Origin of the sequence: Alloalcanivorax profundimaris, assembly GCF_015265435.1 — a bacterium.
Classification (GTDB): Bacteria; Pseudomonadota; Gammaproteobacteria; order Pseudomonadales; family Alcanivoracaceae; genus Alloalcanivorax; species Alloalcanivorax profundimaris.
This window is the reverse complement of sequence record NZ_JABJWH010000036.1, coordinates 61,902-86,004: the sequence shown is the minus strand read 5'-3', so window position 1 is coordinate 86,004 and position 24,103 is coordinate 61,902. Positions and strand designations below refer to the sequence as shown.

The following is a 24,103-nucleotide window of genomic DNA, read 5'->3' as shown; positions in this document are numbered from 1 at the left end:
CCTAGAACCAGAGGCGAACGCCGGCCACCAGGGTGGTCTCGGAAACGTCGTCTCCAGCGCCACGGGTTTTAGCGGCGGTATCACCGAACCGCCGCTCCCAGTTCACGCCGATGTAGGGCGCGAACTCACGGCGGATCTCGTAGCGTAGCCGCAGGCCGGCTTCGATATCGGTGAGCCCTTCGCCGATGCCGAGTTCTTCATCCTCCTTACCGTAAAAGTTGGCTTCCACCGCCGGCACCAGGATCAGCTTCTGGGTAAACAGAATTTCGTATTCCGCCTCCAGCCTCAGGTTGGTAAGCCCTTCCTCGCCCACGAACAGGGTGGCCTCGCTTTCGAACAGATAGGGCGCCAGCCCTTGAACCCCGAAACTGGCCCAGTCCCGGTTCGGGTCGTCCGGCTGCCAGTCCCGGCGGGCGCCGAGCTGCCAGTCCCAGAACGGGGCGAAGGCGCGGTTCCAGGCAAGCCGGGTTTCGAAGCCTTCGGTTTCGCCGCCGTTGTCCATCAGGCGCTCGCCTTCGGTGCTGAGATAGAGCTTGTTCAGGTCGCCGCCGTACCAGGCCGCGGCCTCCCAGGCGGCCACGGTGCCTTCGTCGGCGTCCCGGGTCTCGAACTCATCGACGATCACCCGGCTGAACGCCGGCTCGTGCTTGTCCATCGCCTGAACCAGGGGTGACAGTGCCAGCAAGGCGGCGGCGGTTATCGGATGTGCCTGTTTCATGAGCGTGCCTCCTTCGCCGTTGCGTTGTCGACCACGCGCACCTCGCGGAACATGCCGGCCTCCATGTGGTAAAGCAGATGACAGTGGTAGGCCCAGCGTCCGGTGGCATCGGCGCGCACCAGGTAGCTCAGTTTTTCGCCGGGTTTCACGGTGATGGTGTGCTTGCGCAGCAGGCGGCCATCGCCCAGCTCCAAATCGCTCCACAAACCGTGCAGGTGAATCGGGTGGGTCATCATGGTGTCGTTGACCAGGGTGATGCGCGCCCGCTCGCCGTGGTAAAGCTCCAGGGGCACGGAATCGGCGAACTTGATGCCGTTGAAGCTCCACATATAGCGGCTCATGTTGCCGGTCAGGTGCAAGACGATCTCGCGGTCCGGCGTCAGGCTGTCCGGCGGGCCGCCGGCGGTTTCCATGTCCGCGTAGGTGAGGACCTTCCAGTCGCGTCCGCGCAGGCCGATGCCGGGATCGTCGAGCATCGCCGCCGGCGCCATGGCGCGCATGTCCACGCCCGGCCCGTGTTCGGAATCCAGATGCTGGACGGCGCTGCTGCGCGGCGCCAGATCCGGGTTATCGGCCACGAACGCGAACGGCACCTTGTGGTCGCCGTCGTGCTGCATGCCCTTCATGGCGTCATGATTCATCTTGCCAGGGTCCATCTTGCCGTGATCCATCGCACCGTGGTTCATGCCTTCCATATCGCCATGGTTCATGCCGGCCATGCCGCCCATACCCATTTCGGTGTGCCCCAACAGCGGCGGCGGGTCCATCGCCGGCACGGCCGCGTTCATGGCCGGGTCGGGGGTGAGGGTGCCGCGCGCGAAGCCGGAGCGGTCGATGCTCTGCGCGAATACGGTGAACGCCTGCTTTTTCTCGGGGGTGACGATCACATCGATGGTTTCCGCCACGCCCAGCCGGCATTCATGGAAGCGCACCGGTTTCACCGGCTGCCCGTCCAAAGCCACCACGGTCATGTCCAGGCCGGGGATGCGGATATCGAAGAACGTCATGGCGCTGGCGTTGACGAAACGCAGCTTCACTCGTTCCCCGGGTCTGAACAGACCGGTCCAGTTGGCGTTCGGGCTGCGCCCGTTGAGCAGGTAGGTGTAGGTATAGCCGGTGACATCGGCGAGATCGCTTTGGCTCATGCGCATGGTGTTCCACATGTGCCGGTCCTTGAGCGTTTGCGCCACGCCTTTTTCACGGAAGTCGCGCAGCGTGTCGAAGATGGTGCGCTCGTTGAAGTTGTAGTAGTGGCTGAGCTTTTTCAGGGTGGCGTAGATCTGCTCCGGCTTCTCGTCGCTCCAGTCGGACAGCACCATCACGTAGTCGCGGTCCACCGGTTCCGGTTCGGCGTCTCGCGGGTCAATGACGATGGCGCCGTAGACGCCGCTTTGTTCCTGGAAACCGGAATGGCTGTGATACCAGTAGGTGCCGTTCTGTTTGATTGGGAAGCGGTAGGTGAAGGTCTCGCCGGGCGGTATGCCGTCGAAGGACAGCCCCGGCACGCCGTCCATTTGGAACGGCAGCAGCAGGCCATGCCAGTGAATCGAACTGGTGGCCGGCAGGTAGTTGGTGACGTTGAGAGTAACGGTATCGCCTTCCCGCCAGCGCAGGGTGGGGGCCGGCAGGCTGCCGTTGACCAGCATCCCGGGTCGCTTTTTTCCGGTGATATTCACGTCGGCGCCGCCGATGGCGAGATTAAAGGTATTACCGCTGAGGATGGGCGCGCCGGTCTGGCCCTGGTCGGCCAGTAGCCGGGCGGGGCTCAGGCCGAAACCGCCGATGCCGAGGGCGCCCGCGCCCAGGGCCAGGCCCTGGACGAAACGACGACGCCCGATAACAGCTGAAGAGGTCATGGAATGACTCCTGATTAAAAAAGAGGTTCGCGCCGGGGCGCGTGGAATCTTTAAATCGGGAGTGGTGCGGACGGTGGCCGCCAGGGCGAGGTGTGAAAACCCGAGAGCCGGTCCCCGGCAGGGGCGGTATTCAGCGTGGGGGCAGCGTGGGGCGCTCGCGCCGGCGCCAGCGTGGCCGGCATGCCGCTGCCCTGACAGGCCTGAGCGCAGGAGCAGGGCGCGCTATTGTGGTCGGTGCCTTGGCAATGCGTATGGGCGGCGGTCTGTCCGGCTTGCGCGCCAGCGCATGGCATTTCGCTGGTGGGGCCGTGTGGCGGCCCGTTCATGATGTGAGCCGCTTGCACCGGCGACCACAACAGCCCGCCCGCCAGCCAAAGCAGCAGGATCAGGAAAACGGGGCGGGCGGGCAGCGACACATTCATAGGCTGACTATACAACCCTGGTGCTGCCCCCGGGTCAAGCTCTAAGGGCTCCGGGCGTGGCGCGCCGTGGCGGGGAAAGACAGTGCCGTTGACCCACGCCGGTTTTCATTCAGCGGCGCACGCCGCTGGCATTGAGGTGGCTGCCGCCGTCCACCAGCAGCGCTTCGCCGGTGACCAGGTCGCCGCCGATCACCAGTCCCAGCACCGCCTGGGCAACGGTTTCCGGCGAGGCGGCGTCATTCAGGGCGGCGCCGGCCTTGGTCTTGGCCAGCAGGTTGGCGTAAGCCTCCTTGCCCAGCCCTTTCTCCAGCCATTCGCCCTGCACGAAGCCCGGGCAGATGGCGTTGACACGAATCTCCGGACCCAGCACCCGGGCCAGGGACTTGGTCATTGTCAGCAGGGCGCCCTTGGAGGCGGCGTAGGCGATCGAGCTGCCCACCCCGGCGAGGCCGGCGATGGAGGCCATGTTGATCACCTGGGCGGTGCCCGCCTGGCGCAGCGCTTTCTCGGCGGCGCGGGTCATCTGGTAGGGCCCCACGGTGTTCACCGCGTAGAGGTGCAGGAAGTCGTCCTTGCTCAGGCCGTCCAGATCCTGGTGGGCGCAGAATTTGGTGGTGCCGGCGTTGTTGACCAGCACGTCCAGGCGGCCGAACTCCGCCAGGGTCGCTTCCACCAGGGTCTGGCACTGGGTGTCGTCGGACACGTCCGCCTGCTGAACCAGGGTGCGGACGCCGAACGCCTCGCAATCCTTGGCCACGGCGCGGGCGCCCTCTTCGTTACGGCTGTAATTGATCACTACGTGGCAGCCCTGTTCCGCGAACAAACGGGCGGTGGCGGCGCCGATGCCGGAAGACGAACCGGTGATCAGAGCCACGGCGTTTTTTAGTTTCATGTTGATAGTCCCGAGACAAACGAAAAAGAAAATCGACGTTAACACGCCGGCCGCTGAAAGCGCATCGGGTTGCTAGGGGGCGGGGCCGGCGGCCTGGCGGAACAGCCCGGCCAGGTCGTCGAGCTGCTCGTGCAGTTCGCCGTTCACTTCCTTGGTCAGGACGTGCAGCAGGATCATCGCGTTGATCGGCGCGTCGGAGCCGTCCGGGTGGCGGAAGCGGCCGACGAAACAGCGGTTCAGTTCGCCCAGATTGCGGTACGCGCGGTCCATGTCTTCCAGGTTCAGCGGCAGGTCGGGGTTGTCCCGTTTCGCCAGGTAGCGGCGCAGCAGGAAGAAGCCGGCGGCGCGGGTCAGGGTTTCCGTTTCCGTGCTCACCGGCAGATGGAACAGGGCCATGGGCCGCAGGAAGCGGGTGTGCGGGCAGTCGCTGAGCGCGCACACCAGCCCGAACAGTGAACTCAGCGCCCGCTGCGCGGTGGTGTCCAGCCGGTATTCCCGTTCCCGGGTGGTGACCCTTAGATGGATGGGGTCGAAGGAGTGGCCAAGCTGTTGTTCAGGGAGCAGCCACGCCAGGTTGCGGGCGATCGGACAATAGCGGTGTTCGTCGCGGCTCAGCGGGCAGTGCGAGCACTGGCAGTGTTCCAGCAGCGCCCAGTCCGGGGGCACGAAATCCGGGTCCACGGCGAGGCGGTGGTTCTCCGGTTCCTGGTGCAGCTCGATGTGGGTCACGCGCCCGTCGGTGCGGGTCAGCTGGTAGTGGATATCAGGCTGCATGGGCACGCTTCTTTTCCGCCAGCGGCAGGCGGATGTCGATGCGGGTACCCTCGCCGGGGGCGCTGGTGGCGGTGAGGGTGCCGCCGTGGCGCTGGATAATATCCTGGGAGATGGACAGCCCCAGGCCGGTGCCCTGGCCAATCGGCTTGGTGGTGAAGAACGGCTCGAAGATCTGATCCAGGTGGGCCGCCTCCATGCCCGGACCGTTGTCGCTCACCGACAGGCAATACGACTGCTCGTCGCTGTGCGCTTCGATGCGGATCTCGCCATCCTGCTCCACCGCCTGGGCGGCGTTGACCAGAATGTTCATCAGCACTTGAGAGAGCTGGCTCTCCGAACCGTTCACCGGCGGCAGATCCGGCGGCAGGTGGGTGGTGACGCGCACGCGTTCCAGTTCGTGGCGCGCCAGGTTCATGGACGTGGCCACGCAGCGGGACAGATCCACCGGCTGATAGCGTTCCTGCTCGTTATGGGAGAAGTGCTTCAGGTCGCGGATGATTTTCTTGATCCGGTCGATGCCTTCACTGGTTTCGCGCATCAGGTGCGGATGATCGTTAAGAATCATCTCCAGCGAATCCATATTCAGGCGCAACGACTGTTCCGCCTGCAGGAATTGTTCAAAGCGTTCCGGGCTGATACGGCGGCGCAGCCCGGCGATCACTTTCGACAGGGTGGTCAGGTACTGTTCGCTGCGGCGCAGGTTGGCGGAGACGAAGGCAATCGGGTTGTTGATCTCGTGGGCGATGCCCGCGGAAATCGTGCCCAGGGAGGCCATCTTTTCCGAATGCAGCAACATGGATTCCACCTGGTTGATCTTGTCGTCCTTGTCGCGCACCGCCTGGATCAACTCACTGTTCTGCGCCTTGATCTGGGTGATGTCGGTGCCGAAATAAATATAGCCGTCGTCTTCGTCGGTGATGTACGACAGCGGGAAAATAAACATATTCACCCAGTACAGCTCACCGTCCGCGCCGCGGCCGCACACCTCGCCGCTCCAGACGCCGCGTCGCGCCTGCTCGCAGTGCATGAAATGGGCGCTCAGCTCGGGGCGGTCCTTGGGGTGATGCATGCTCTCGTGCTGGCCGATCAGCTGCCGGAAGGAAAAGCCGCTGAGTGACAAAAAGCGGTCGTTGGCGAAGGTAATGATCCCTTTTTCGTTGGTGGTCATTACACAGTATTCGTCGATGATCCGCGCCAGCGGCCCGAGTACCCGTTTGTTGAGTTTGTACTCGTCCGCGTTCACTTCGATCAACCGCAGTTTGCGGCCGAAGGCGCTCTGGCTCAGGGAGGCGAATTCGGACAATTTGGCCTCCACGTTCATGGAGGCCCGGTAGGTTTTGTACATAAAGAAAATGATGATCAGCAGGATCACCGTGGAGGACATCAGAAACAGCCCCTGGCTCCCCAGCCCGGCAAACGGCCCCTGTAACGATGTAAATAGATCCATGCGGGTTACTCCCCGTCGTAACCCATGCTTCTGAGGGCTTCGCGCTGGTCGCGAACGGTCTGCGCGAGAATTTTATTTTCCACCAGGATATCGCGGAATTTCAGACCCTCCTCGACACTTTCCAGCAACTGGTCGTCGTCCCAGGGTTTGGGCACGAAGCGGAAGGCGCCGGCCTGGTTGATGGCGGACATCAGGGTGTCGATATCGATCACTCCGGTGAGCAGGATACGGATGGTATCCGGCTGCATGGTCCGCAACTCCTGCAGCATCTCAATGCCGTCCATGTCCGGCATCCGGTAATCGGTGATCACCGCGTCGAACACGGTGGTGCGGGCGCGCCGTAACGCGGTGGCGGCGTCCGTGTAGGTTTCCACTTCCCAGTCCGGCCGCGTCGCCAGAACCCGGTTCAGCGCCTTGAGAATATAATCTTCGTCGTCGACAACCATGATGCGGTACATGGTGATCTCCCCTTGCCCCATGAATCTGCTCAAATTATCGGCGCCGCTGGTTAAAAAGTCATCACCGTTCACGGCGCGCTCATTGTTTCTACGAAGATACTACTACCGGTTCAGAGTAAACAAACCATTTCATCGCCTTCCCGGGCCGTCTGGTCGCCTTGGAAAGACTCAGGCGCCGGCCGGGCTGATGATGGATTTGGTCACCGAGCCGGTGGCGATCAGCTTCTCGCCACCGTCGGGTTTAATGGCGACGGCGTCCGCGCGCATCGCCGCCAGGGTGCGGCCGAGGCGATCCACGCGGGCGCGGATCACCACCCGGTCGCCCTTGAAGGCGGCGCGCAGCACGCTGGTGTGGGTTTCGATCGACACCGGATGTTTGTCGGCCTCCAGCAGGGTCAGGCAGGCGAAGAAGCAGGCCACGTCGAAGAACGTGTAGAGCATGCCACCGTGCAGCGAGCCCTCCGGGTTGAGGGTGAAGTCGTTGAGTTCGATTTCCACTTCGCTTTCGCCGTCGGCGGCCTTATGCAGGCGCAGGCCACAGGCGCGGTGAAGCGGGTGGGACAGCACGTCGTCACGGACTTCTTCGAAACGGCTGGGCATATCATTCTCCTTGGCCGGGTGTGTCAGGGGCGTTGAGTATAGGACAAAATGTCCGGTTGCCGAACGAGGTAGAGGCCGGTAGTATTTAGTTCATGATCCGTCTTCTGAATGCCCTCACACTCCTTGCGGTCCTGACCAACAGCCTGGTCTGGAGTGGCGATGTGGTGGCGCATACCCTGGACAAGGACGGACATTCCCACGCTGAGGCCACCAACGAGCCCTCCCAGCTTCACATCGTCACCTCCACGCCTCAATCGGACGACGGAGACGGTGATCGGCATCACTGCTGCCATCAGGCTTCCCACTTGAGCGGACTGAGTGCGGTCCCGGTGGCATTTACGGTGATTAGTAGCCCGGCATTGTCGATTGCTCCCAGCAGTCCTCCTATCAGCGGATTCTTTCGCTCCCCCTTCCGACCTCCCTCTGTCTGATTCACTGGACAAGTTTGACGGCGCTTCAGCGCCGATTTGATTCCCTGAATCACGCATACAGAGGTCTTTATGAACCGACCGTGGAAGTTGGTCGTGCCGGCGGCGTGCGTCGCCCTCGGCCTGGCGGGTCCTGTGCCCGCCGATCAGTTCAGCATGGGGCGGGTGGGCGATTATCTGGCCGAAAAGCCGGTTAACGAATCCGTCTCTCTTTCACTGCAGCAGGCGCTGGAAAAGGCGCTCCGGCGTAACAGTGCGCTGCAGTCGGCGCGCGCTGGCGTCGGACGTTTCGAGGGCCGTCTGACACACGCCAGTCGGTGGTTGCCCGCCAATCCGGAATTATCTCTGCAGGTCGCGGAGAGGGACCAGGGCGGACAATCCAGTACCGATAAGGGCATCCGATTGTCCCAGGAAATTTGGATTGGCGGGCAACGGGGGCTTGGTAAAGCGGCGGCGTCCGCACGGTTGACCGCCGCCGAGCAACGGCTTGCTTTTCTCGAAACCAGTGTGCGCGCGCGAGTGCGCCTTGCCTATCTGGAAGCCTTGCTGGCCCGGGAAAGCGTTGAAACCGCTGAGCGAGCCGAGACCCTGACTGGAAAACTTTACCAGTTTGCGTCACAGCGTTTTCAGGCCGGGGCCGCCACCCAGCTAATACTCAATACCGCCCGTATTGGTGCCGCCCGCGCCCGTGCGGCACTGGTTGATGCCCGCCGGGATCATAAACGGGCTCGATTGGCGCTGATGGAACTGCTGGTGATGGATCCGGAAAGCGCCCGTTTGCGTTTGACCAGTGAACTGAGCCTGGACCGCTTTAACCTGCCGAGTATGGGCCCGCTGTTGGGAGAGGCGCTCAAGCGCCGCCAGGACCTGGTCGCCGCGGCCAGGGAGGTTGTCGCCGCGCGCAAGACACTGTCCCTATCAAAACGCCAGCTGATTCCAAATCTCAAAGTGTTCGGTTTCATGCAGGAAGAAGAAGGTGCGGACGTTGCGGGTCTGGGCGTGTCCATGCCCATTCCGGTGTGGGATACCCGCTCCGGTGAAAACCAGGTGGCGCGCGCGGAGCTGGAGCAGGCGCGCATCGAAGAAGATGCGTTGCGCTTGCAGGTTCGCACCGAAGTGATTGGCGCGGTAACCGACTACAACGCCGCTCGACAACGGCTTGAGGTATTCGGCAAGGATGTCCTGGCCAGCGCCGAGGAAAACGTCCGGCTCACAGAAAAAGCGTTTCGCGCCGGTAGTGTTGGCGCGCCGACCCTGGCCATGGCTCAGGACGATCTTATCAACACGCGAAGGGAATATCTGGATGCGCTGCGTGAAGCGATTGGCGCCGCCGCGGCCCTGGAGAGGTCCACTGGCGGTGTGGTGGCGCTGCGTGAAGCCGGAACCGAACAACTGAAGAACACGGGAGATTCCGAATCATGAAAGTAGCCACGACGATCACGACAATGGTGTTAACTCTGGCGTTGGCGGGATGCGGTGATGCTTCTCCCGGACATGACGATGAGGCCGGCCACGCCAAAAAAGAGGCGGGCCACGAAAGGTCGGAATCGGGCACCGAACACGGCGATCATAATGAAGAAGCGGGCTCGAAAGTCTCTTTAACTTCGGAGCAAAGCGCCTTGTTGAACCTCAAGACCGACAAGGTGCCCGGTGGTCGAGCCGATCAAACTATCCAGGTGCCGGCCAGCGCGCATTTCAATGCGGACCGTATCGCTCACGTGGGCCCCCTGCTGCCAGGCAGAGTGGAGAAAGTGGTCGCCGACCTCGGCGCCCGTGTGAAACGCGATGACGTTCTGGCTGTTTTGTCGAGTCCGCAATTGGGCGAGGCCAAGGCGCGCTACTTGAGAAAGCAGGCCGAATTCGAAGCCGCGGCCGCGGATTTGCGCAGGCAGAGCCGTCTTGCCAAACAGAATATCGTCAGCCAGGCGGACCTGCTTGACACCCGTGCCCTCTATCGCGGTGCGCGCGCGGAAAGAAACGCCGCGAAGGCGGCGTTGCGTGCCATGGGGCTCACTGAAGACCAAATAGCGGCGCTGGATCAGAACGATGACCTGAGCCGGTATGTATTGACCAGCCCCCTGGCCGGTGTCGTGGAAGAGCGCGATCTGGCGCCGGGGCAGATACTTTCGACGGAGCAGGCCCCGATTATGGTGGTCGACGCGAGCTCTCTTTGGGTGTTCGGTCAAGTGTACGAGAAAAACGCGGATTTGGTCGCCGTGGGCCAGCCGGCGCGTTTCGACACCGTGGACGCAGCGGTCGATGGAAAAATCGACTGGGTGGCCAGCCGGCTTGATGGCGAGACTCGCACTTTGAAGGTCCGTGCGCTGATCAATAACCCTGATCGCACAATGAAAGCCGGCCAGTACGGTGATCTGACCATAACCCGCCAGGTGCCTGATCCGGTGCCTTTGGTGCCTGTCGATGCGGTGCAGACCATCAACGGTCAGACGCATGTTTTCGTGCCCGGCGATACAGACGGCGAATACCGTGCTCAGGAAGTGGAAACCGGCGAAGAAGCCAACGGTTTAATCGAGATCAAAAGCGGTTTGCGGATTGGCGCTTCCGTAGTGACGTCCGGCGCTTTTGACCTTAAGTCCGCGCTCACCGCCAGCGGTCGTAGCGCCGCGCACGGCCACTGATCGGGAGTTCAATATGATCGAAAGATTGATTGATGTCGCGCTGCGTAACCGCTTACTGGTGCTGGTTTTCATGCTCGGTGTCGCCGGTTGGGGGGTGCTTTCCTGGCGGCAGTTGCCGGTGGATTCATTCCCGGATGTGACGCCAAGCATGGTTCAGATCTTTACCGCCTCGCCTGGCTTGTCACCGGAGGATGTGGAGACCCTGATCAGTTATCCGGTGGAAATATCCATGTACGGCCTGCCAGGTCTGAAGCGGGTGCAGAGCACCTCGATCTTCGGGCTCTCCAGGGTCAATGTGTATTTCTCCGAAGACACAGATGTCTACTTCGCACGCCGCCTCGTGATGGAACGACTGGCCAAGGCGCGCGCCGAGATTCCCGGCGACCTTGGCGAGCCCCAGTTGGGGCCCATCACCAGCGGCCTCGGTCGGGTGATGATGTACACCCTGGAAACCGAGCCGGACAGTGACATTTCGTTGACGGAGCTGCGTGAGCTGCAGGATTGGGTGGTCAAGCCCATGATGCGCACGGTGCCGGGGGTGACCGGCGTGTTGTCTCTCGGTGGCTATGAAAAGCAGTACCAGGTCCGGCTTGATACGCGCGCTCTACTGGCGCGGGACCTTACCGTCGCGGATGTACGCGGAGCTATTACCGCTAACAATAAGAATGTGGGCGCCTCCTTTATTAATCGCGCCGGGGAAGAGAACGTGATCCGCGGTTATGGATGGGTGCCCCCGGGTAACGCCGGCTTGGATGCTATCCGTGACATCGTCATCCGTGCCCACGAGAGCACTCCGGTAACAGTCGGTGACGTGGCGAGTGTGGAGTATGGGCCGGCCATTCGCCGCGGTGCGCAAATTGCCAGTGGTGCCGAATCGGTGGGCGGCTATGTTCTTAAGCTGCTTGGTTCCAATACCAGTCAAGTCCTAAAGGACGCCAATCAAAAGCTTGAACAAATCAACGGCGCACTGCCCGACGGTGTCAGGGTAAAAGCGTTCTACTCGCAAAAGGAGTTGATCGATAAGGCGGTGGGAACCGTGGAGTCGGCGTTACTGCAGGGCGCGGTGCTGGTGATATTGATTTTATATCTCCTGTTGGGGAATCTGCGCTCCACGCTGATCGTGGTCGCCAGCCTGCCTCTCTCCGCGCTGTTCGCGTTCATCGCGATGCGCTATGTGGGGCTATCCGCCAACCTCATGAGTCTGGGGGGGTTGGCTATCGGCCTGGGCATGATGGTGGACGGTTCGGTGGTGATCCTGGAAAACATCTTCCGGCATATGGAAAATCGCGCCGAGGAGAATGTTTCCATGGCCAGGCTGGCCAGTGAGGCGGCGCGTGAGGTGGCGCGCCCCATTGTGTTTGCCAGCAGTATTATCATCATCGTCTTCCTGCCGCTTTTCACGCTGCAAGGCGTGGAAGGGAAAATGTTCTCGCCGATGGCCTACACCATCGCCTTCGCATTGCTCGGCGCCATGATTGTAGCATTGGTGCTGGTGCCCGCGCTGATGACCTATGCCTTCAAGAAGGATGGCAACTACGGTGAGCCGCGACTGGTGGGCTGGTTAAAGGATCGTTATCAGCCCGTGCTGGACAAGGTTATGGCCTGGCCCAAGGTGGTCGCCGGCGCGGCGGTACTGGTTCTGGTGCTGGGTGTATCGGTGTTTCCGCTCCTGGGCAGTGAATTCGTGCCGACCCTTCGTGAAGGGACGCTCATGGTGCGCTCTACCCTGCCACCGGCTGCCAGCCTGGACAGTGCTATCGGTTATGCCAAACGCATACAAACGGTGTTCGAGGAATTCGAACCGGTAACCGGCACCTACTCCAGAGTCGGGCGCGCTGAGGTGGGCGGTGACCCCGAACCCGTAAATGTCATCGCCACCACCATCACACTCAAACCCCTTGGTCAGTGGTCCGGCGACTACGACTATGAAGGGTTGCAGTCGGCCATGTCCGATGCGGTGGCGGACCGGCTGCCGGGGCTGGCCAATAATTTCTCTCAGCCGATTCAGTTACGTACCGACGAACTGTTATCCGGTATCAAGGCACAGATCGCGATCAGTATATTCGGTGAAAACTTCGGAGAACTCGCCCGTATCGGTGAGCAGGTCAAACGTATCGCGCAAGCCACGCCTGGCGCTGTCGATGTGCGCATGCAGCAGCAAGGGGGCAAGCCGCAGATCCGAATCCGACCGGACAGGGAGGCGATGGCCCGCTACGGTTTGAGCGTCGACCAGCTGTTCGCCACTGTGGAAACCGGTATCGGCGGCGACGCGGCCGGTCAAGTGTTCGAAGGTATTAAGCGCTTTGATCTGTTCGTGCGGCTGCGCGAGGAGCAACGCGACACGGTGTCGGCGATTGAAGACCTTTTGATCCGAACGCCGGCCGGCGCGGTGATACCGCTGACCCGCGTCGCCGATGTGGAGCGCTTCATCGGCCCGAAAATGATCTCCCGCTCCAAGGCCAGCCGGCGCCTGTTCGTGCAACTGAACGTGCGCGGCCGGGACATGGGCGGGGTGGTCACGGAGATACGTCGTAAGGTCGCCGAACAGGTGGATATGCCGACCGGCTATTTCGTCGAATACGGCGGTCAGTTCGAGAATCAGCAACGGGCCATGAAGCGTCTCTATCTGGTCGTGCCTGTGACTCTGGCGCTGATCTTTCTGCTTCTGTACACCGCCTTTAACAGCTTGCGTTATGCCGCGCTGATTTATCTGAATGTGCCGATCGCCACCATGGGTGGGATTTTCGCATTGTGGCTATCGGGCATGTATCTCTCCGTATCCGCCGCCGTCGGCTTTATCGCCGTGTTCGGCGTCGCGGTACTCAACGGCGTGGTCCTTGTGAGCTACATAAACCAATTGCGCGACGAAGGCATGGACGTTTTCGAGGCCGCGCGAACCGGCGCCATGCGGCGATTGAGACCGGTGCTGATGACCGCGCTTACCTCTATGCTTGGCCTGCTTCCGCTGCTGATCGCCGATGGCATTGGCGCCAACGTTCAGCGTCCACTCGCCGCCGTGGTCGTGGGGGGCTTGATAACCTCCACCTTGCTGACCCTGCTGGTCATTCCGGTGGTCTATCCCTGGTTTGCCGGCGCCCGCCGGGACGATGTTGAATTCTAAAATCTGAGAACGGCCGGCATCGTCGATGGCGGCCGATAAGGAGACCGTAATGAAAGAGATAAAAGCTTACGTACGAAACAACATGGTCAACAAGGTGATTGACGCCTTAGCGCAGCTGCCGGAGCCGCCTTCGGTGGCGGCCGTTCCGCTGGAGACCTATGGTCACGGCGTCATTGACGACGCCTACGGTCGATTACGAATGACAAAGCTGGAAGTCGACATCGCTGATGCCCGCGTGGAGGAGGTCGTGATCGTGATTGAGAGGGCCGCCAGGACAGGGGAGGGTCATCCGGGTGACGGCCGAATTCTTGTGGCTGGCGTTGAGGCCGCCTTGCGTATTGATACTGGCGAGCGCGATGAGGACGCTTTGAAATGAGTCAGTGGATTTCACTGTCCTTAAGATGTCACCGGGACAGTTCGAGATAAGCAATGAATTTCCGAATGGCCTTGGTAGCCGTCACAAGGTTGCGACAGTGGACCATGTCGAGAATGGTGAGCGCAATCTCGAGAGCAGGGACGCCCAATTCGGATCCAGACGACGGATGGAGAACGCGAATAAAGAGGTATCTACGCTTTCTAATTTGCGGCGGTGCGGCCACGGGAGTCCATTGGTTGATTATGGCGCTATTAATGACGGTCGACGTTCCGCCCGCCTGGGCTACCGGGGTCGGAGCGATTGCGGGCGCCATAGCTAACTATCCGTTGCAAAAAATTTTTACTTTTTCTGGTCGTGTGTCTCCAAGTCCGGTGCCGGTCTACATCCTGGCATGCATTCTGACATGGAGCCTTAACTTGTTCCTGTTCGTGACTCTTAACTCCGGGTTTGGTTTTTCTGCTGGCATTGCTCAGATTTTTGTTACCGCATTCGTGGCAATTGGAAGTTACGGTTTTTATAGAAAGTGGGTTTTCCATGATTAAAAATTCTAGCGGTTATTCGGTTGAGGCTGAAGTCCCGGTCATTAGTCTGGTTATACCGATATATAATGAGAGAGAGGTACTGCCAGTTTGTCTGCCTCGCCTTGATAAAGTAATGCGTGAGGTCGGCTTTTTTTTCGAAGCCATCTTCGTGGATGACGGTAGCAAGGATGATGGTTATGAGTACCTGGTTGAGCAGTCCCGTCGATATTCCTGGATCAGGCTGGTGCGCCTCAGTCGAAACTTTGGGAAAGAAGCCGCATTGACCGCCGGTCTCGACTATGCTGCCGGTGAGGCGGTGGTTATTCTGGACGCGGACTTACAGGACCCTCCTGAGTGTATTCCTAAAATGGTCGAAGCTTGGCGGGCTGGTGTCGATGTCGTCCTGATGCAACGCCGTACCCGGTGCGGAGAAAGCTGGGTTAAGCGCGCCAGTTCCTATCTGTTTTACCGCCTATTGAATCGATTGAGTGACTGCGAGATTCCTGCGGATGTGGGTGATTTTCGTTTGATGAGCCGGCGTTGTCTGCAAGCCGTGCTCGAGTTGCCCGAACGAAACCGTTACATGAAGGGGTTATTTTCTTGGGTTGGGATGCCTACAGAAGTGATTCAGTATGACCGCGGCGCCAGAGTGGCGGGCAAGACAAAATGGAATTACGCGGGTTTAATTGGGCTGGCCATGGAAGGCATCACCTCTTTTTCCATCGCGCCTCTTCGGTGGGCTGCGGTAATGGGTGTTTTTAGCGCTATTTTTGGCGGCGGCTTCGGGTTATGGATTATATTCAAGGCAATGGTGTTTGGTGCGCAGGTGGCCGGGTATCCATCATTGATTGCTTTAATTACCTGCTTGGGCGGTGTGCAACTTATTACTTTTGGAATACTGGGGGAGTACGTTGGGAAAACCTACCTGGAGGCTAAGCGCCGACCGATCTATTTGGTTCGTGAGGTGTTGAGCGCCGTCCGCGGAGGGGAAGCGGCTTCGGCGCGTGGAGGTTGTAATGCCAGGGACCATTGAAAATCGCCGTGACTGGAAGCTGGTGCCTCGCTCGCCAACGGAAAAGCTGGTGCTCGCACTAATGGTCGTTCTACTCAGTCGTTGGATCTCCATGGCCTTTTTACCCTTTACTGATACCACGGAAGCGCGCTATGCGAATATTGCCCGGGGCATGGCAATATCGGGGGACTGGATCACTCCCTGGTTTGAGCCGGGCCTGCCATTCTGGGGAAAGCCGCCGCTGTCATTCTGGATTCAGGCCGTGTCGTATAAGGTTCTCGGCTGGGACGAGTTCGCACTTCGTTTTCCGGCCTGGCTGGCTCAGTTGGGTATGGTGTGGCTGGTTTGGCGTTACGCGTCGAGCCTGGTAAGTCGTCAAAGTGCCCTTATAACCAGCCTGATATTTGCATCGTCCAGCCTGGCTTACGTACTCGCCGGTGCCGTAATGACGGATCCGTTCCTGGGCCTGGGAACTACCGCAGGCCTGACCGGCGCAGCTTTGGCCCTGCGTGGTGAAGGCTTGGTCTGGGGCTGGGTTTGCTTTTTGGGTCTGGCCGTGGGGCTGCTCGCTAAAGGTCCGCTGACCTTTGTTCTGGTCGGCGGCCCGTTATTTTTGTGGTTGCTGTGGACGCACCGCTGGAGCGACCTAAGGCGCTTGCCGGTCGTTGGCGGCACCATCGTGATGCTATTAATGACGGCGCCATGGTATCTGTTGGCTGAACTGAAGACGCCGGGATTTATCGACTATTTCCTTGTTGGAGAGCACATTAAGCGCTTTCTGGATCCAGGTTGGGTTGGGGATATTTATGGAAGCGCCCATGATGAAGTTCGTGGAACTATATGGCTGCTGACCTTGTATGCGACCCTGCCCTGGTCGCCACTGGCGTTGAGCGGGCTTTTTCTGCTGCTTCGAAATGACGATTGGGGGTTTGGTGCTATACGGCGTGGCCTTAGTGATGACGACAACAAGTTATTGTTGCTAGCCGCTTTCATGCCTAGTTTGTTCTTTACTTTTTCGGGAAATATTCTCGCTAGTTACGTACTTCCTGGGCTGCCATTCATGGCGCTGCTAATGGTGCGCGGTATGCAAAGCTCGGGCGTGACCTCCCGCTGGCTAGACCTATGTTTGTGGCCGTTTGCGCTGTTTGTGCCGACTTTGTCTTTGGTCGCTGGTGCCTGGATTTACCTGCATCCTGGAAGTATAAAGACGGAAAAGGGGTTGATTGCCTGCTATTATCGGCAGCCGGAGAATGGCGCAGCTCCGCTCATCTATTTGGATGATGCGCCTTTTTCGGCCCGCTATTACAGTCAGGAAAAAGTCCGAGAAAAGAGTTTGGATTTGATTCTCCGAGAAGTGAAGAATTCCCCCGGTAGATCGCTATATGTCGCCGTCCAACCGGACGACCTGGATCGTTTTAAGAGGCAGTTGTCCGCACCGTTCGTGAAAATATTCGAGAATCGCCGTTACGTATTGATGACTCAGAGTGACCGTGCCGTTGTAACGTGCCGGTAAACCCAGCGGAGCTAGAAGACGCCGCCAGCTCGTCGGCTTGAGCGGCTGAGCCATTCGCAAGGAGAAAACTATGCCGCATGATCATGGAGCCGCACACGTTGAGCCCGATACCGGCGATCGCCGTGTATCCATAGCCATTTGGGCCAATGGTATTCTGACCGTGGCTCAAATCGTCGGTGGTATACTTTCGGGAAGCCTCGCGCTGATCGCGGATGCCCTGCATAATTTTTCCGACATGGCCGCCCTGGTGATCGCCTTCGCGGCACGCAAGATCTCAAGACGGCCAGCTGACGAACGCATGACTTTCGGATACGGGCGCGTTGAAGTGGTGGCTGCCTTAATTAATTACACTACATTGATCTTGATTGGAATTTATCTAATTTACGAAGGCGGTATGCGTATTATCAGCCCGCCCGAAGTGCAGGCGTGGACGGTGGTTGTCCTTGGCTCTATCGCGCTGGTCGTGGACGCGCTGACAGCGGTTTTGACTTATTCAATGCAGAAAGGCAGTGTGAATATTCGCGCTTTGTTCCTGCATAATCTTTCGGATGCACTTGCCTCTGTTGCCGTAGTCGTCAGCGGCACACTTATTATTCTATATGACATGTGGTGGATAGACCCGGCGATCACGATCGGTATTGCGGTTTATATCCTTTACTTGTCTTTCGCCGAGATAGGCGGTCCGATTCGCACATTGATGCTTGGAAGTCCACCGGATATCGATAGCAAATCCGTTTTGAGCATGATGCGTGGTGTAGAGGGCGTCGACGACGTGCATCATGTGCATCTCTGGCAGATGGAGGAGAGTGAGCCAGCTCTCGACTGCCATGTGGTGTTGATGGCAGATGCCTGGTCACGAATGGAAGACATTAAGAGCCAGATTAAGCGGCGGTTGGAAGACCAGTTTGATATTAGCCATTCCAGTCTGGAGTTCGAGCATGAGCACAGACAGCATCAAAATGCCGATCTCTATGGCCACGGTCGATCCGAAGATCGCAATGCGGCACAGTTTTCGGGGCCCTAGAGGAGCACAGTGGTGTCATTGCCTGGCATGCCGTGGCAGGTTGTCTCGAAGCGACTTAGAGCACATGTATGCTATGCTTCGGGAACGGTTTGCGGTTGCTCGCAAGCCCGGTTTGGTTCATGACCTGGTTGATTTCGAAGGTTAAGAGGACTTGTACGCCATGCATGGAGATTTCAAGATGGACATCGCTCGCTGAATAGATTTTGGCCGTATCGCCGTAGTCGGTGACCGGAAATGGATTGAGCTGGGAGCGCCGCGGCTGACATAACGTAGCGGTAACATGCGCATAATGTTGGAGTATTCATGCAAAAAAAGGCGCTTTGTGCGTTCCTCGTCATTTTCTCGTTGATGTTTTTCACCAGTCTGGCCATGAATATGTACACTGACCGCGCTGTCTATTTGGCCCCTCTTATTGGGCTCGGCGGGATGCTCTGGTCGGTGCTGAGGTTGCGAGGTTGCACTCATGCCGCGGGCTTGAGAATAGGCCGTGACGATACGGAGTGAGCGGGGCCGACAGCGCTCGGCACCCTCAAGCCATTCTCGCCGAGCCGCGCCGAACGGTGCTAGCTCTTAAGCGCCAGAATCCGCCTGGCACCGTTCAGCACAATCACACCCGTGATCGTGCCGATAATTAGGTCCGGGTAATTAGATCCGGTCCACGCGACCAAGGCGCCGGCGGTAATGACTCCCATGTTAACGACCACGTCATTGGCGGAGAAGATCCAGCTCGCTTTCATATGCGCCCCGCCCTCTCGATGTTTGGATATGAGAAGAAGGCAGCTGATATTGGCAATCATTGCGACGAACGCGATAGCCATCATAACCAGCGATTCAGGTTCACTCCCAAATGCAAAGCGTCTCATCACTTCCGCAAGTACGCCTATGGCTAGAATCAGCTGGAGTACACCAGCAATGTGGGCGGCGCGCACTTGCATTTTCACCCCACGCCCAACCGCATAAAGGGCTATTGCGTATACTGCCGCATCGGCAAAATTGTCCAGCGATTCTCCGAGCAGTCCGGTGGATTGGGCGATCAAGCCGGCAGTCATCTCCACCACGAACAAGAGAGCATTGATGCTCAGCAGCCAACGCAGACTGCCGGATTCCTGCTCCGCGGAGAGGGTCGAAGATCCGGCGGTCTTGGCGGCTTCGGAATTGATAGCCGTGGTGCTCTGGAGCGAGGCTCCTAGCCCTAGGGTGGTCAGCTTTTCAGTGATAGGGTCAGCCTCGCCATGATGTATGACCTCCAATCGGCGGTTCGATAGGTCAAAGGTCAGCGCGCGAACCTCTTCAAAGCCGCTCAAAGCCAAGCGGATCATTCGTTCTTCTGACGGGCAGTCCATCTTGGGCACTGTATAAGTGCTGATCCGTGTTCCTGATGTTGTGCGGCCGCCAGCACCATCGTTGCTCGACTGGGGTGTTGCACTACGGCCAGAGGGCCTGTCAACCGATTGGCTCATGACACGATTCCGATCAGAAAATATAATAAGGCTATTCAAAACCATATAGTCGCTATAAGGTCAATAGGGCGAAGGATATCTAGAGGAGAAGTCGAATGCTCATTAGTCAGTTGGCGCGCTCAGTAGGGGTCGACCCTCAGACAATACGATTCTATGAACGGCAAGGTCTGTTGCCGTCGCCTGATAGGCAGGAAAATGGTTATCGCATTTATACCGACCAACATGCTGAGCAGCTGACCTTCGTTCGTCACTGCAGAATTCTGGACCTTTCACTGTCTGAGATTTCCGAACTTCAGAAGTGCCAGAGCGACCCACATCAGTCTTGCGCTGTCGTTAACGTCTTGCTGGACGAGCATGTCTCCCGGTTGCGATCACGGATCATCGCTATGTTGGCGCTCGAGGAACAGCTCATTTCACTAAGAAAGAGTTGCAACGATGACCGCAAGGTTCGAAGTTGCGGAATTCTTTCTGGAATTAGCGATATTGACTTTCAATGAAGTAGATTCAATCGGCATCATCGATGATTCGGTTGATTAAACAGTGCTGGAGGTCAACAGCATTTGGTCTTGTGGGAAACATGGATCGACGTCGAAGTCCTTTGGTTGTATATGAAAGTGCCTAGCTTCGTGCGATGATCTTGGCCGCAATAGGTGAGGTGATCATTTGAATCACGGCAAAAAAAGCGGAGGGGATAGCTATTTCTGATGGCAGGCCCGATGCGGCCACGAAAGCCGCGGCGATGCTGAATTCCTTTTTGCTTACGGTGAAGAGATATGTAATCACCTCCTTACAATCATTGGTTAGTAGTCGTGAGGTCATCGCTACCAAATAACCGATAAGGTTCAGGCACAAGGCCGCCCCCGCAATGACAAAAGCGTACCAGCCGTAGTTGATAATGGTTGCAGCATTTGGCCCGACCACGGCGAGCAGTATCAATAGGTAGATAATTGAGCCGAGGCCCGCGTAATGGGAGTCGTACCGTGCGCAAAAGTCTGGGAGCCCCGTACGTGAGCTTACACCCAACACCGTAGGGACAAAGACGATCAATACTAGTTCCAGGATTATGGATTCGAGTGGGACTTCCAGTTGTATCCCCGTGAGCCATAGAAACAGGAAGGGAACGATGAACGGAGACAGTACTGTATTGATTGCGTTAAAGACCGCGGCCAGAGCAACATTGCCCCGCGCTATCAGTACCAAGAGGGGGGACGAGACATCCGTTGGCAGGGTGCCAAGTAAGGTTTGGCCGGCGGCCAGTGGGCCACCTCCAAAGAAGAAACGACCGGTTACCCAGCCGGCAATCGACATGGGCCCATAGACCAGGCCCAGGGCAAGGAATTGCCTTGACGGCTTACGTACCACCATCCGTACATCGTGCGCGTCGAAGGTCAGGCTGATGATAAACATCAGAAGCGCCAGTAGTGGCCCGATGCCGGGTTCCAGGAACTGACCGGTTTCCGGGATTGCTAGCCCTAGCCCAGCTACAACAATGACAAACCACACAAGTTTGGATTCGACAAAAGAAATTAGTTGATTCATCGTTTGGCTTCCTGCCTAAAGCAGCGCGCTGACGCCCAGCACACCGGCGAAACCCACCGTGTAGGCCACCAGCAGATAGCCGGAGTACTTCAGGTAGCTGCCGAAGGTGAGCGATTCCACCTTGCTCATCGCCACCACCCCGGCGGCCGAGCCGATCACCAGCAGCGAGCCGCCCACGCCCACCGCGTAGGTGAGGGTAAGCCATTGTGGCAACGTCATTTCGATGCCGGAATTCAACAGCGCGGCCGTCAGCGGCACGTTGTCGAACAGCGATGACACCAGCCCCATCACATAGTTGGCGGCCAGCGGCGGCATCACGTCGTACAGGTGCGGGAAGTAGGCCAGCACGCCCAGCTCTTTCAGCATGCCCACCAGCAGCAGCACGCCGAGGAAAAACAGCAGCGTGTCGAACTCGATCTTGCGGATGTACTCCAGGGTGGGTTCGTCACGGTTGAGAAACTGCACCACCATGAACATCAGCGACAGGCCGAACAAAAACATCAATACCGGCGGAATGCCGAACAGAATATTGCCGCCGATGGTGGACAGGATGGTAGCGAAGAACAGCCCGGCCACCACCTTGTCGCCGCCGTTGATGTGCACTTCTTTCTTTTCCAGCACCAGCTGCCCGTTCAGGCCCCGGGACAGCATCAGTGACAGGGACGCCACCGCCAGAAAAGCGGGCAGGCTGAGCAGCAGCAGATGGGGGATTTCCACCTTGTCGGCCAGGAAGATCATCAGCGTGGTGACGTCGCCGGTGATCAGCGCGGTGCCGCCGGCGTTCACCGAAAACACCACCAGCACCACGTAGCGCAGCAGCTTGTCCGTGGGCAGGTTCAGATTCAGCAGAATCGCGATGCACACCAGGGTGGCGGTGATGTTGTCGGCCATGGACGAGAAGCAGAACGCGAACAGGCCGGTGAGCAGCATCAACTGGCGCTCGCTCATGCGCTCGGGAATCAGCCGGTTGACGATGCCGTCGATGATGCCCTTGCTGGACAGATAGGCGACGAACGTCATCGCCGCCATTAAAAACAGCCACAGCGAGGCGATATCCAGCAGGTTGTCGTCCAGGGCGAGCATCAGCGCTTCGCTGGTCTCGCCGGCGGGCGGCGAAATGAAATACAGCACCCAGACCAGCGAGCCGAAAAACAGCGTGGTCTTGGCTTTGTCGATATGAACCACGTCTTCCACAACAATGGAGACGAACCCGAGAGCTACGAGACACAGCAGCACGGCGGACATGGCGGACTTCCAGGCAGGACAGGGGAAAAGACGGCGGCGATTCTAACGCCGATACGTCAAGAAAGCGACCTACCTGTTTCGCGGATGGCTCTTTACTGCTTGCCGGCCACCGCCTCCAGGGGATGGTCGTTTCGGCACAGGCGGTGATCGCCGAGCACCTCGATCACCCCGCAGTGGGCGACATCGCCGCCGGCGCACCCTTTGATCATACGGTCCAGTTCGTCACGCAGCGCGCACAGCGCGCCAATGCGGTCGTCCACCGCGTCCCGGTGGCGCCGCGCCAGTGCATCCACGGCGGCGCAATCGCGGTGCTCCTGGTCCGACAGGGCGAGCAGCTCGCGGATCGCTTCAATGCGGAAGCCCAGCTGCCGGGAGTGGCGAATAAAATGCAGCCGGTCACGATGGCGCTCGCCGTAGCGCCGCTGGTTGCCGGCACTGCGCGCCGGCTCCGGCATCAGGCCGATCTTTTCGTAGTAGCGGATGGTCTCCACCTTGCAGTCGGTGGCGCGGCTTAACTCGCCGATTGAAAGCATGCGGCTTCCCTCGTCTATCTGTAGTGACTACAGCTATTTAACCGAAATGGCGAGGTCAGCGAAACCGCCAATCCCGGGCATTGAAATAAGCATCATTTGGTGACATATTTGGTGCTAACCTGACACTTGGAGAGGAGCAGCAGGATGCGGACCACGATCAATATCGATGACGACTTGCTGGCCGAGGCCCAGCGGCTCACCGGCGTTAAGGAACGTACCCAGATTATCCGTGATGCCCTGGTGGCATTGATCGAACGGGAGAGCGCCTTGCGGCTGGCGCGCCTGGGCGGCTCCGAGCCGGATCTGGCGGTGCCCGGGCGCCGCCGGTCGTGATTCTGGTGGACACGTCGGTGTGGGTGGATCACCTGCGCGCCGGCGACCGGGAGCTGGCCCGCCTGTTGGAGCGTAACCAGGCGCGGATGCACCCCTTCGTGGTCGGCGAGCTGGCCTGCGGCAACCTGAGCCGCCGCCGGGAGGTGCTGGATTTGCTGCGTGGGTTGCCACCGGTGCCGGTCGCGGACCAGGACGAGGTGCTGTTCCTGATCGAGCGGCACGGTCTGATGGGGCGGGGTATCGGTTTCATCGACGCGCACCTGCTGGCCGCCACGCTGCTCAGTCACGCCACCCGTCTGTGGACCCGGGACAAGCGGCTCGCCGAGGTGGCGCGAGACCTGGGCGTGGACGGCGCACCGGGGCCGATGATTCATGATCGGGCTTGACCCTGTAGTGGCTACAGGTATTTCAATTGACATCCTGAGTTCACTGAAAGCAGGACTGGTCCATGAAACCTCGCCTTCGCCGGGCTTTCCGCCATGAAATGGATCTCGCGCGCCTCGCCTATCAGGAAGGCGACTGGCAAGCGGCGTTCCGTCATCTTGAGCGAGCGCACATTATCGGACAACGGTTTATCGGCCCGCACACCCTCGCGCATTGGTGGATGCTGCGAGTGGGGTGGAGACGCAGGGATGCCCGGGAGGTCCGGGGTCAGTTACCGCGACTGGTGGCGGCATTACTGCTGTCACGAATCTGGGTGCCCGCCGGTAACACCGGCAGCGCGGATGTCAGCCCGATCAAGCCGATGCCGATACCCGCTGATCTGGTGGCCCTATTGCGCCGACGGTGATTTTGACGCCATGCGCGCGTTGCCGTACTGTTTCCGCTCTGATTAAGGTGGTGTGCATGTTGAAACGTTGGGTCGCAGCAATGCTGGTTGTGTTCCTGGCCGTTAACGGGCTGGTGGTGGCGGGAGATTCCACCATCCATGCCAGCCATGACACTCCAGGCCTGTCGTTGCACGCCGACGGTGATATTAAAAACGTTTCAGCTGCTTTTCCGATGGACGCCGACGATGGCGGTTATCATGATTGTCACAACCCCGCTTGCTACGCGCCTTTAAGCGCCAGCGTGGCGGGTGCCCACTTCGCTCTTGGCAACACCTGGCCGCCGAATCCGCGTCCGGGCGCAGTGCTGTCTGGGCGCCAACCTCCCGTTCCCCCACCGAATACGGTGTCGTTCTAGCGTACTG

24 protein-coding genes are annotated in these 24,103 nt (G+C 59.3%); 13 read left to right on the top strand and 11 right to left on the bottom strand.

The genetic code is table 11. The features are described 5' to 3' along the window. Position 1: 1 nt before the first annotated feature. The 7 genes from HMJ39_RS14990 to HMJ39_RS14960 all read right to left on the bottom strand — a co-directional run bounded on the left by HMJ39_RS14990 (position 2) and on the right by HMJ39_RS14960 (position 7,167). Positions 2–718, bottom strand: a complete 717-nt coding sequence (locus HMJ39_RS14990) for a copper resistance protein B (protein ID WP_194297901.1) — start codon at positions 716–718, stop codon at positions 2–4. Then, positions 715–2,574, bottom strand: coding sequence for a copper resistance system multicopper oxidase (locus HMJ39_RS14985; protein ID WP_194297900.1), 1,860 nt, complete (start codon positions 2,572–2,574; stop codon positions 715–717). The genes HMJ39_RS14990 and HMJ39_RS14985 overlap by 4 nt, the downstream gene beginning before the upstream one ends. A gap of 531 nt (positions 2,575–3,105) precedes the next feature. Continuing rightward, complete coding sequence (locus tag HMJ39_RS14980; protein WP_067605000.1) at positions 3,106–3,888, bottom strand: SDR family NAD(P)-dependent oxidoreductase; 783 nt, start codon at positions 3,886–3,888, stop codon at positions 3,106–3,108. Positions 3,889–3,960: 72 nt separating this feature from the next. Continuing rightward, a complete protein-coding gene (locus HMJ39_RS14975) occupies positions 3,961–4,662 on the bottom strand; it encodes a DUF6901 family protein (RefSeq protein WP_194297899.1) in 702 nt (233 codons plus the stop codon). Next, complete coding sequence (locus tag HMJ39_RS14970) at positions 4,652–6,109, bottom strand: sensor histidine kinase (RefSeq protein ID WP_161382958.1); 1,458 nt, start codon at positions 6,107–6,109, stop codon at positions 4,652–4,654. The genes HMJ39_RS14975 and HMJ39_RS14970 overlap by 11 nt, the downstream gene beginning before the upstream one ends. Before the next feature lie 5 nt (positions 6,110–6,114). Beyond that, positions 6,115–6,567 carry a response regulator gene (locus HMJ39_RS14965; protein ID WP_138773370.1) on the bottom strand — a complete coding sequence of 151 codons (453 nt, stop codon included), beginning with the start codon at positions 6,565–6,567 and terminating at the stop codon, positions 6,115–6,117. A 168-nt stretch (positions 6,568–6,735) separates the two neighbouring features. Next, on the bottom strand, positions 6,736–7,167 hold the full coding sequence (locus HMJ39_RS14960; protein ID WP_161382959.1) for a PaaI family thioesterase: 432 nt from the start codon (positions 7,165–7,167) through the stop codon (positions 6,736–6,738). A gap of 500 nt (positions 7,168–7,667) precedes the next feature. Between HMJ39_RS14960 and HMJ39_RS14955 the strand changes: the two genes are divergently transcribed. From HMJ39_RS14955 to HMJ39_RS14920, 8 genes are all read left to right on the top strand, one after another. Then, positions 7,668–9,017, top strand: coding sequence for a TolC family protein (locus tag HMJ39_RS14955; RefSeq protein WP_138773368.1), 1,350 nt, complete (start codon positions 7,668–7,670; stop codon positions 9,015–9,017). Then, positions 9,014–10,234, top strand: a complete 1,221-nt coding sequence (locus tag HMJ39_RS14950) for an efflux RND transporter periplasmic adaptor subunit (protein ID WP_194297898.1) — start codon at positions 9,014–9,016, stop codon at positions 10,232–10,234. Before HMJ39_RS14955 ends, HMJ39_RS14950 begins: the two co-directional genes overlap by 4 nt. Positions 10,235–10,247: 13 nt before the next feature. Beyond that, complete coding sequence (locus HMJ39_RS14945; RefSeq protein ID WP_194297897.1) at positions 10,248–13,355, top strand: efflux RND transporter permease subunit; 3,108 nt, start codon at positions 10,248–10,250, stop codon at positions 13,353–13,355. Positions 13,356–13,404: 49 nt separating this feature from the next. Then, on the top strand, positions 13,405–13,731 hold the full coding sequence (locus tag HMJ39_RS14940; protein ID WP_170214485.1) for a P-II family nitrogen regulator: 327 nt from the start codon (positions 13,405–13,407) through the stop codon (positions 13,729–13,731). A 53-nt stretch (positions 13,732–13,784) separates the two neighbouring features. Beyond that, positions 13,785–14,273 carry a GtrA family protein gene (locus tag HMJ39_RS14935; RefSeq protein ID WP_083209379.1) on the top strand — a complete coding sequence of 163 codons (489 nt, stop codon included), beginning with the start codon at positions 13,785–13,787 and terminating at the stop codon, positions 14,271–14,273. Then, entirely contained in the window at positions 14,266–15,285 is a 1,020-nt protein-coding gene (locus HMJ39_RS14930) for a glycosyltransferase family 2 protein (RefSeq protein WP_067604980.1), read from the top strand. Before HMJ39_RS14935 ends, HMJ39_RS14930 begins: the two co-directional genes overlap by 8 nt. After that, positions 15,269–16,777, top strand: a complete 1,509-nt coding sequence (locus tag HMJ39_RS14925; protein ID WP_083209378.1) for an ArnT family glycosyltransferase — start codon at positions 15,269–15,271, stop codon at positions 16,775–16,777. Before HMJ39_RS14930 ends, HMJ39_RS14925 begins: the two co-directional genes overlap by 17 nt. A 70-nt stretch (positions 16,778–16,847) precedes the next feature. Further along, a complete protein-coding gene (locus tag HMJ39_RS14920) occupies positions 16,848–17,801 on the top strand; it encodes a cation diffusion facilitator family transporter (protein WP_067604978.1) in 954 nt (317 codons plus the stop codon). Positions 17,802–18,364: 563 nt separating this feature from the next. Here the strand turns inward: HMJ39_RS14920 and HMJ39_RS14915 are convergent. Beyond that, the gene (locus HMJ39_RS14915) at positions 18,365–19,261 is read right to left on the bottom strand and encodes a cation transporter (protein WP_138773364.1); all 897 of its coding nucleotides are present in this window, start codon (positions 19,259–19,261) and stop codon (positions 18,365–18,367) included. Positions 19,262–19,356: 95 nt separating this feature from the next. On the opposite strand from HMJ39_RS14915, the gene cadR reads away from it, so the two are divergent. Next, positions 19,357–19,758 carry a Cd(II)/Pb(II)-responsive transcriptional regulator gene (gene cadR, locus HMJ39_RS14910; protein WP_067604971.1) on the top strand — a complete coding sequence of 134 codons (402 nt, stop codon included), beginning with the start codon at positions 19,357–19,359 and terminating at the stop codon, positions 19,756–19,758. A 121-nt stretch (positions 19,759–19,879) separates the two neighbouring features. On the opposite strand, the gene HMJ39_RS14905 is transcribed toward cadR, so the two are convergent. The 3 genes from HMJ39_RS14905 to HMJ39_RS14895 all read right to left on the bottom strand — a co-directional run bounded on the left by HMJ39_RS14905 (position 19,880) and on the right by HMJ39_RS14895 (position 22,578). Further along, the gene (locus HMJ39_RS14905) at positions 19,880–20,800 is read right to left on the bottom strand and encodes a bile acid:sodium symporter family protein (protein WP_138773363.1); all 921 of its coding nucleotides are present in this window, start codon (positions 20,798–20,800) and stop codon (positions 19,880–19,882) included. A 15-nt stretch (positions 20,801–20,815) separates the two neighbouring features. Then, positions 20,816–22,045 carry a sodium:proton antiporter NhaD gene (gene nhaD, locus HMJ39_RS14900; protein ID WP_138773362.1) on the bottom strand — a complete coding sequence of 410 codons (1,230 nt, stop codon included), beginning with the start codon at positions 22,043–22,045 and terminating at the stop codon, positions 20,816–20,818. 92 nt (positions 22,046–22,137) lie between these two features. Next, the gene (locus HMJ39_RS14895; RefSeq protein WP_138773361.1) at positions 22,138–22,578 is read right to left on the bottom strand and encodes a MerR family transcriptional regulator; all 441 of its coding nucleotides are present in this window, start codon (positions 22,576–22,578) and stop codon (positions 22,138–22,140) included. A 144-nt stretch (positions 22,579–22,722) separates the two neighbouring features. On the opposite strand from HMJ39_RS14895, the gene HMJ39_RS14890 reads away from it, so the two are divergent. The 4 genes from HMJ39_RS14890 (at position 22,723) to HMJ39_RS14875 (ending at position 24,096) form a co-directional block, all read left to right on the top strand. Continuing rightward, positions 22,723–22,911 carry a type II toxin-antitoxin system VapB family antitoxin gene (locus tag HMJ39_RS14890; protein WP_138773360.1) on the top strand — a complete coding sequence of 63 codons (189 nt, stop codon included), beginning with the start codon at positions 22,723–22,725 and terminating at the stop codon, positions 22,909–22,911. Beyond that, positions 22,908–23,297 (top strand): type II toxin-antitoxin system VapC family toxin, encoded by a 390-nt coding sequence (locus HMJ39_RS14885; protein WP_138773359.1) that lies wholly within the window; start codon positions 22,908–22,910, stop codon positions 23,295–23,297. Before HMJ39_RS14890 ends, HMJ39_RS14885 begins: the two co-directional genes overlap by 4 nt. Positions 23,298–23,359: 62 nt before the next feature. Then, the gene (locus HMJ39_RS14880; RefSeq protein WP_138773358.1) at positions 23,360–23,701 is read left to right on the top strand and encodes a DUF3703 domain-containing protein; all 342 of its coding nucleotides are present in this window, start codon (positions 23,360–23,362) and stop codon (positions 23,699–23,701) included. 56 nt (positions 23,702–23,757) lie between these two features. Continuing rightward, a complete protein-coding gene (locus HMJ39_RS14875; RefSeq protein WP_138773357.1) occupies positions 23,758–24,096 on the top strand; it encodes a hypothetical protein in 339 nt (112 codons plus the stop codon). Positions 24,097–24,103: the final 7 nt, after the last annotated feature.

What these genes read in the sequence shown, in the direction of transcription:
- HMJ39_RS14955 (WP_138773368.1), top strand. Translation starts at nt 7,668, where the DNA reads ATGAACCGACCGTGGAAGTTGGTCGTGCCGGCGGCGTGCGTCGCCCTC.
- HMJ39_RS14965 (WP_138773370.1), bottom strand. Translation starts at nt 6,567, where the DNA reads ATGTACCGCATCATGGTTGTCGACGACGAAGATTATATTCTCAAGGCG.
- HMJ39_RS14975 (WP_194297899.1), bottom strand. Translation starts at nt 4,662, where the DNA reads ATGCAGCCTGATATCCACTACCAGCTGACCCGCACCGACGGGCGCGTG.
- HMJ39_RS14940 (WP_170214485.1), top strand. Translation starts at nt 13,405, where the DNA reads ATGAAAGAGATAAAAGCTTACGTACGAAACAACATGGTCAACAAGGTG.
- HMJ39_RS14905 (WP_138773363.1), bottom strand. Translation starts at nt 20,800, where the DNA reads ATGAATCAACTAATTTCTTTTGTCGAATCCAAACTTGTGTGGTTTGTC.
- HMJ39_RS14950 (WP_194297898.1), top strand. Translation starts at nt 9,014, where the DNA reads ATGAAAGTAGCCACGACGATCACGACAATGGTGTTAACTCTGGCGTTG.
- HMJ39_RS14890 (WP_138773360.1), top strand. Translation starts at nt 22,723, where the DNA reads ATGCGGACCACGATCAATATCGATGACGACTTGCTGGCCGAGGCCCAG.
- HMJ39_RS14990 (WP_194297901.1), bottom strand. Translation starts at nt 718, where the DNA reads ATGAAACAGGCACATCCGATAACCGCCGCCGCCTTGCTGGCACTGTCA.
- HMJ39_RS14875 (WP_138773357.1), top strand. Translation starts at nt 23,758, where the DNA reads ATGTTGAAACGTTGGGTCGCAGCAATGCTGGTTGTGTTCCTGGCCGTT.
- HMJ39_RS14935 (WP_083209379.1), top strand. Translation starts at nt 13,785, where the DNA reads ATGAATTTCCGAATGGCCTTGGTAGCCGTCACAAGGTTGCGACAGTGG.
- HMJ39_RS14880 (WP_138773358.1), top strand. Translation starts at nt 23,360, where the DNA reads ATGAAACCTCGCCTTCGCCGGGCTTTCCGCCATGAAATGGATCTCGCG.
- HMJ39_RS14985 (WP_194297900.1), bottom strand. Translation starts at nt 2,574, where the DNA reads ATGACCTCTTCAGCTGTTATCGGGCGTCGTCGTTTCGTCCAGGGCCTG.
- nhaD (WP_138773362.1), bottom strand. Translation starts at nt 22,045, where the DNA reads ATGTCCGCCGTGCTGCTGTGTCTCGTAGCTCTCGGGTTCGTCTCCATT.
- HMJ39_RS14970 (WP_161382958.1), bottom strand. Translation starts at nt 6,109, where the DNA reads ATGGATCTATTTACATCGTTACAGGGGCCGTTTGCCGGGCTGGGGAGC.
- HMJ39_RS14945 (WP_194297897.1), top strand. Translation starts at nt 10,248, where the DNA reads ATGATCGAAAGATTGATTGATGTCGCGCTGCGTAACCGCTTACTGGTG.
- HMJ39_RS14920 (WP_067604978.1), top strand. Translation starts at nt 16,848, where the DNA reads ATGCCGCATGATCATGGAGCCGCACACGTTGAGCCCGATACCGGCGAT.
- HMJ39_RS14895 (WP_138773361.1), bottom strand. Translation starts at nt 22,578, where the DNA reads ATGCTTTCAATCGGCGAGTTAAGCCGCGCCACCGACTGCAAGGTGGAG.
- HMJ39_RS14925 (WP_083209378.1), top strand. Translation starts at nt 15,269, where the DNA reads ATGCCAGGGACCATTGAAAATCGCCGTGACTGGAAGCTGGTGCCTCGC.
- HMJ39_RS14980 (WP_067605000.1), bottom strand. Translation starts at nt 3,888, where the DNA reads ATGAAACTAAAAAACGCCGTGGCTCTGATCACCGGTTCGTCTTCCGGC.
- HMJ39_RS14915 (WP_138773364.1), bottom strand. Translation starts at nt 19,261, where the DNA reads ATGAGCCAATCGGTTGACAGGCCCTCTGGCCGTAGTGCAACACCCCAG.
- HMJ39_RS14960 (WP_161382959.1), bottom strand. Translation starts at nt 7,167, where the DNA reads ATGCCCAGCCGTTTCGAAGAAGTCCGTGACGACGTGCTGTCCCACCCG.
- HMJ39_RS14930 (WP_067604980.1), top strand. Translation starts at nt 14,266, where the DNA reads ATGATTAAAAATTCTAGCGGTTATTCGGTTGAGGCTGAAGTCCCGGTC.
- cadR (WP_067604971.1), top strand. Translation starts at nt 19,357, where the DNA reads ATGCTCATTAGTCAGTTGGCGCGCTCAGTAGGGGTCGACCCTCAGACA.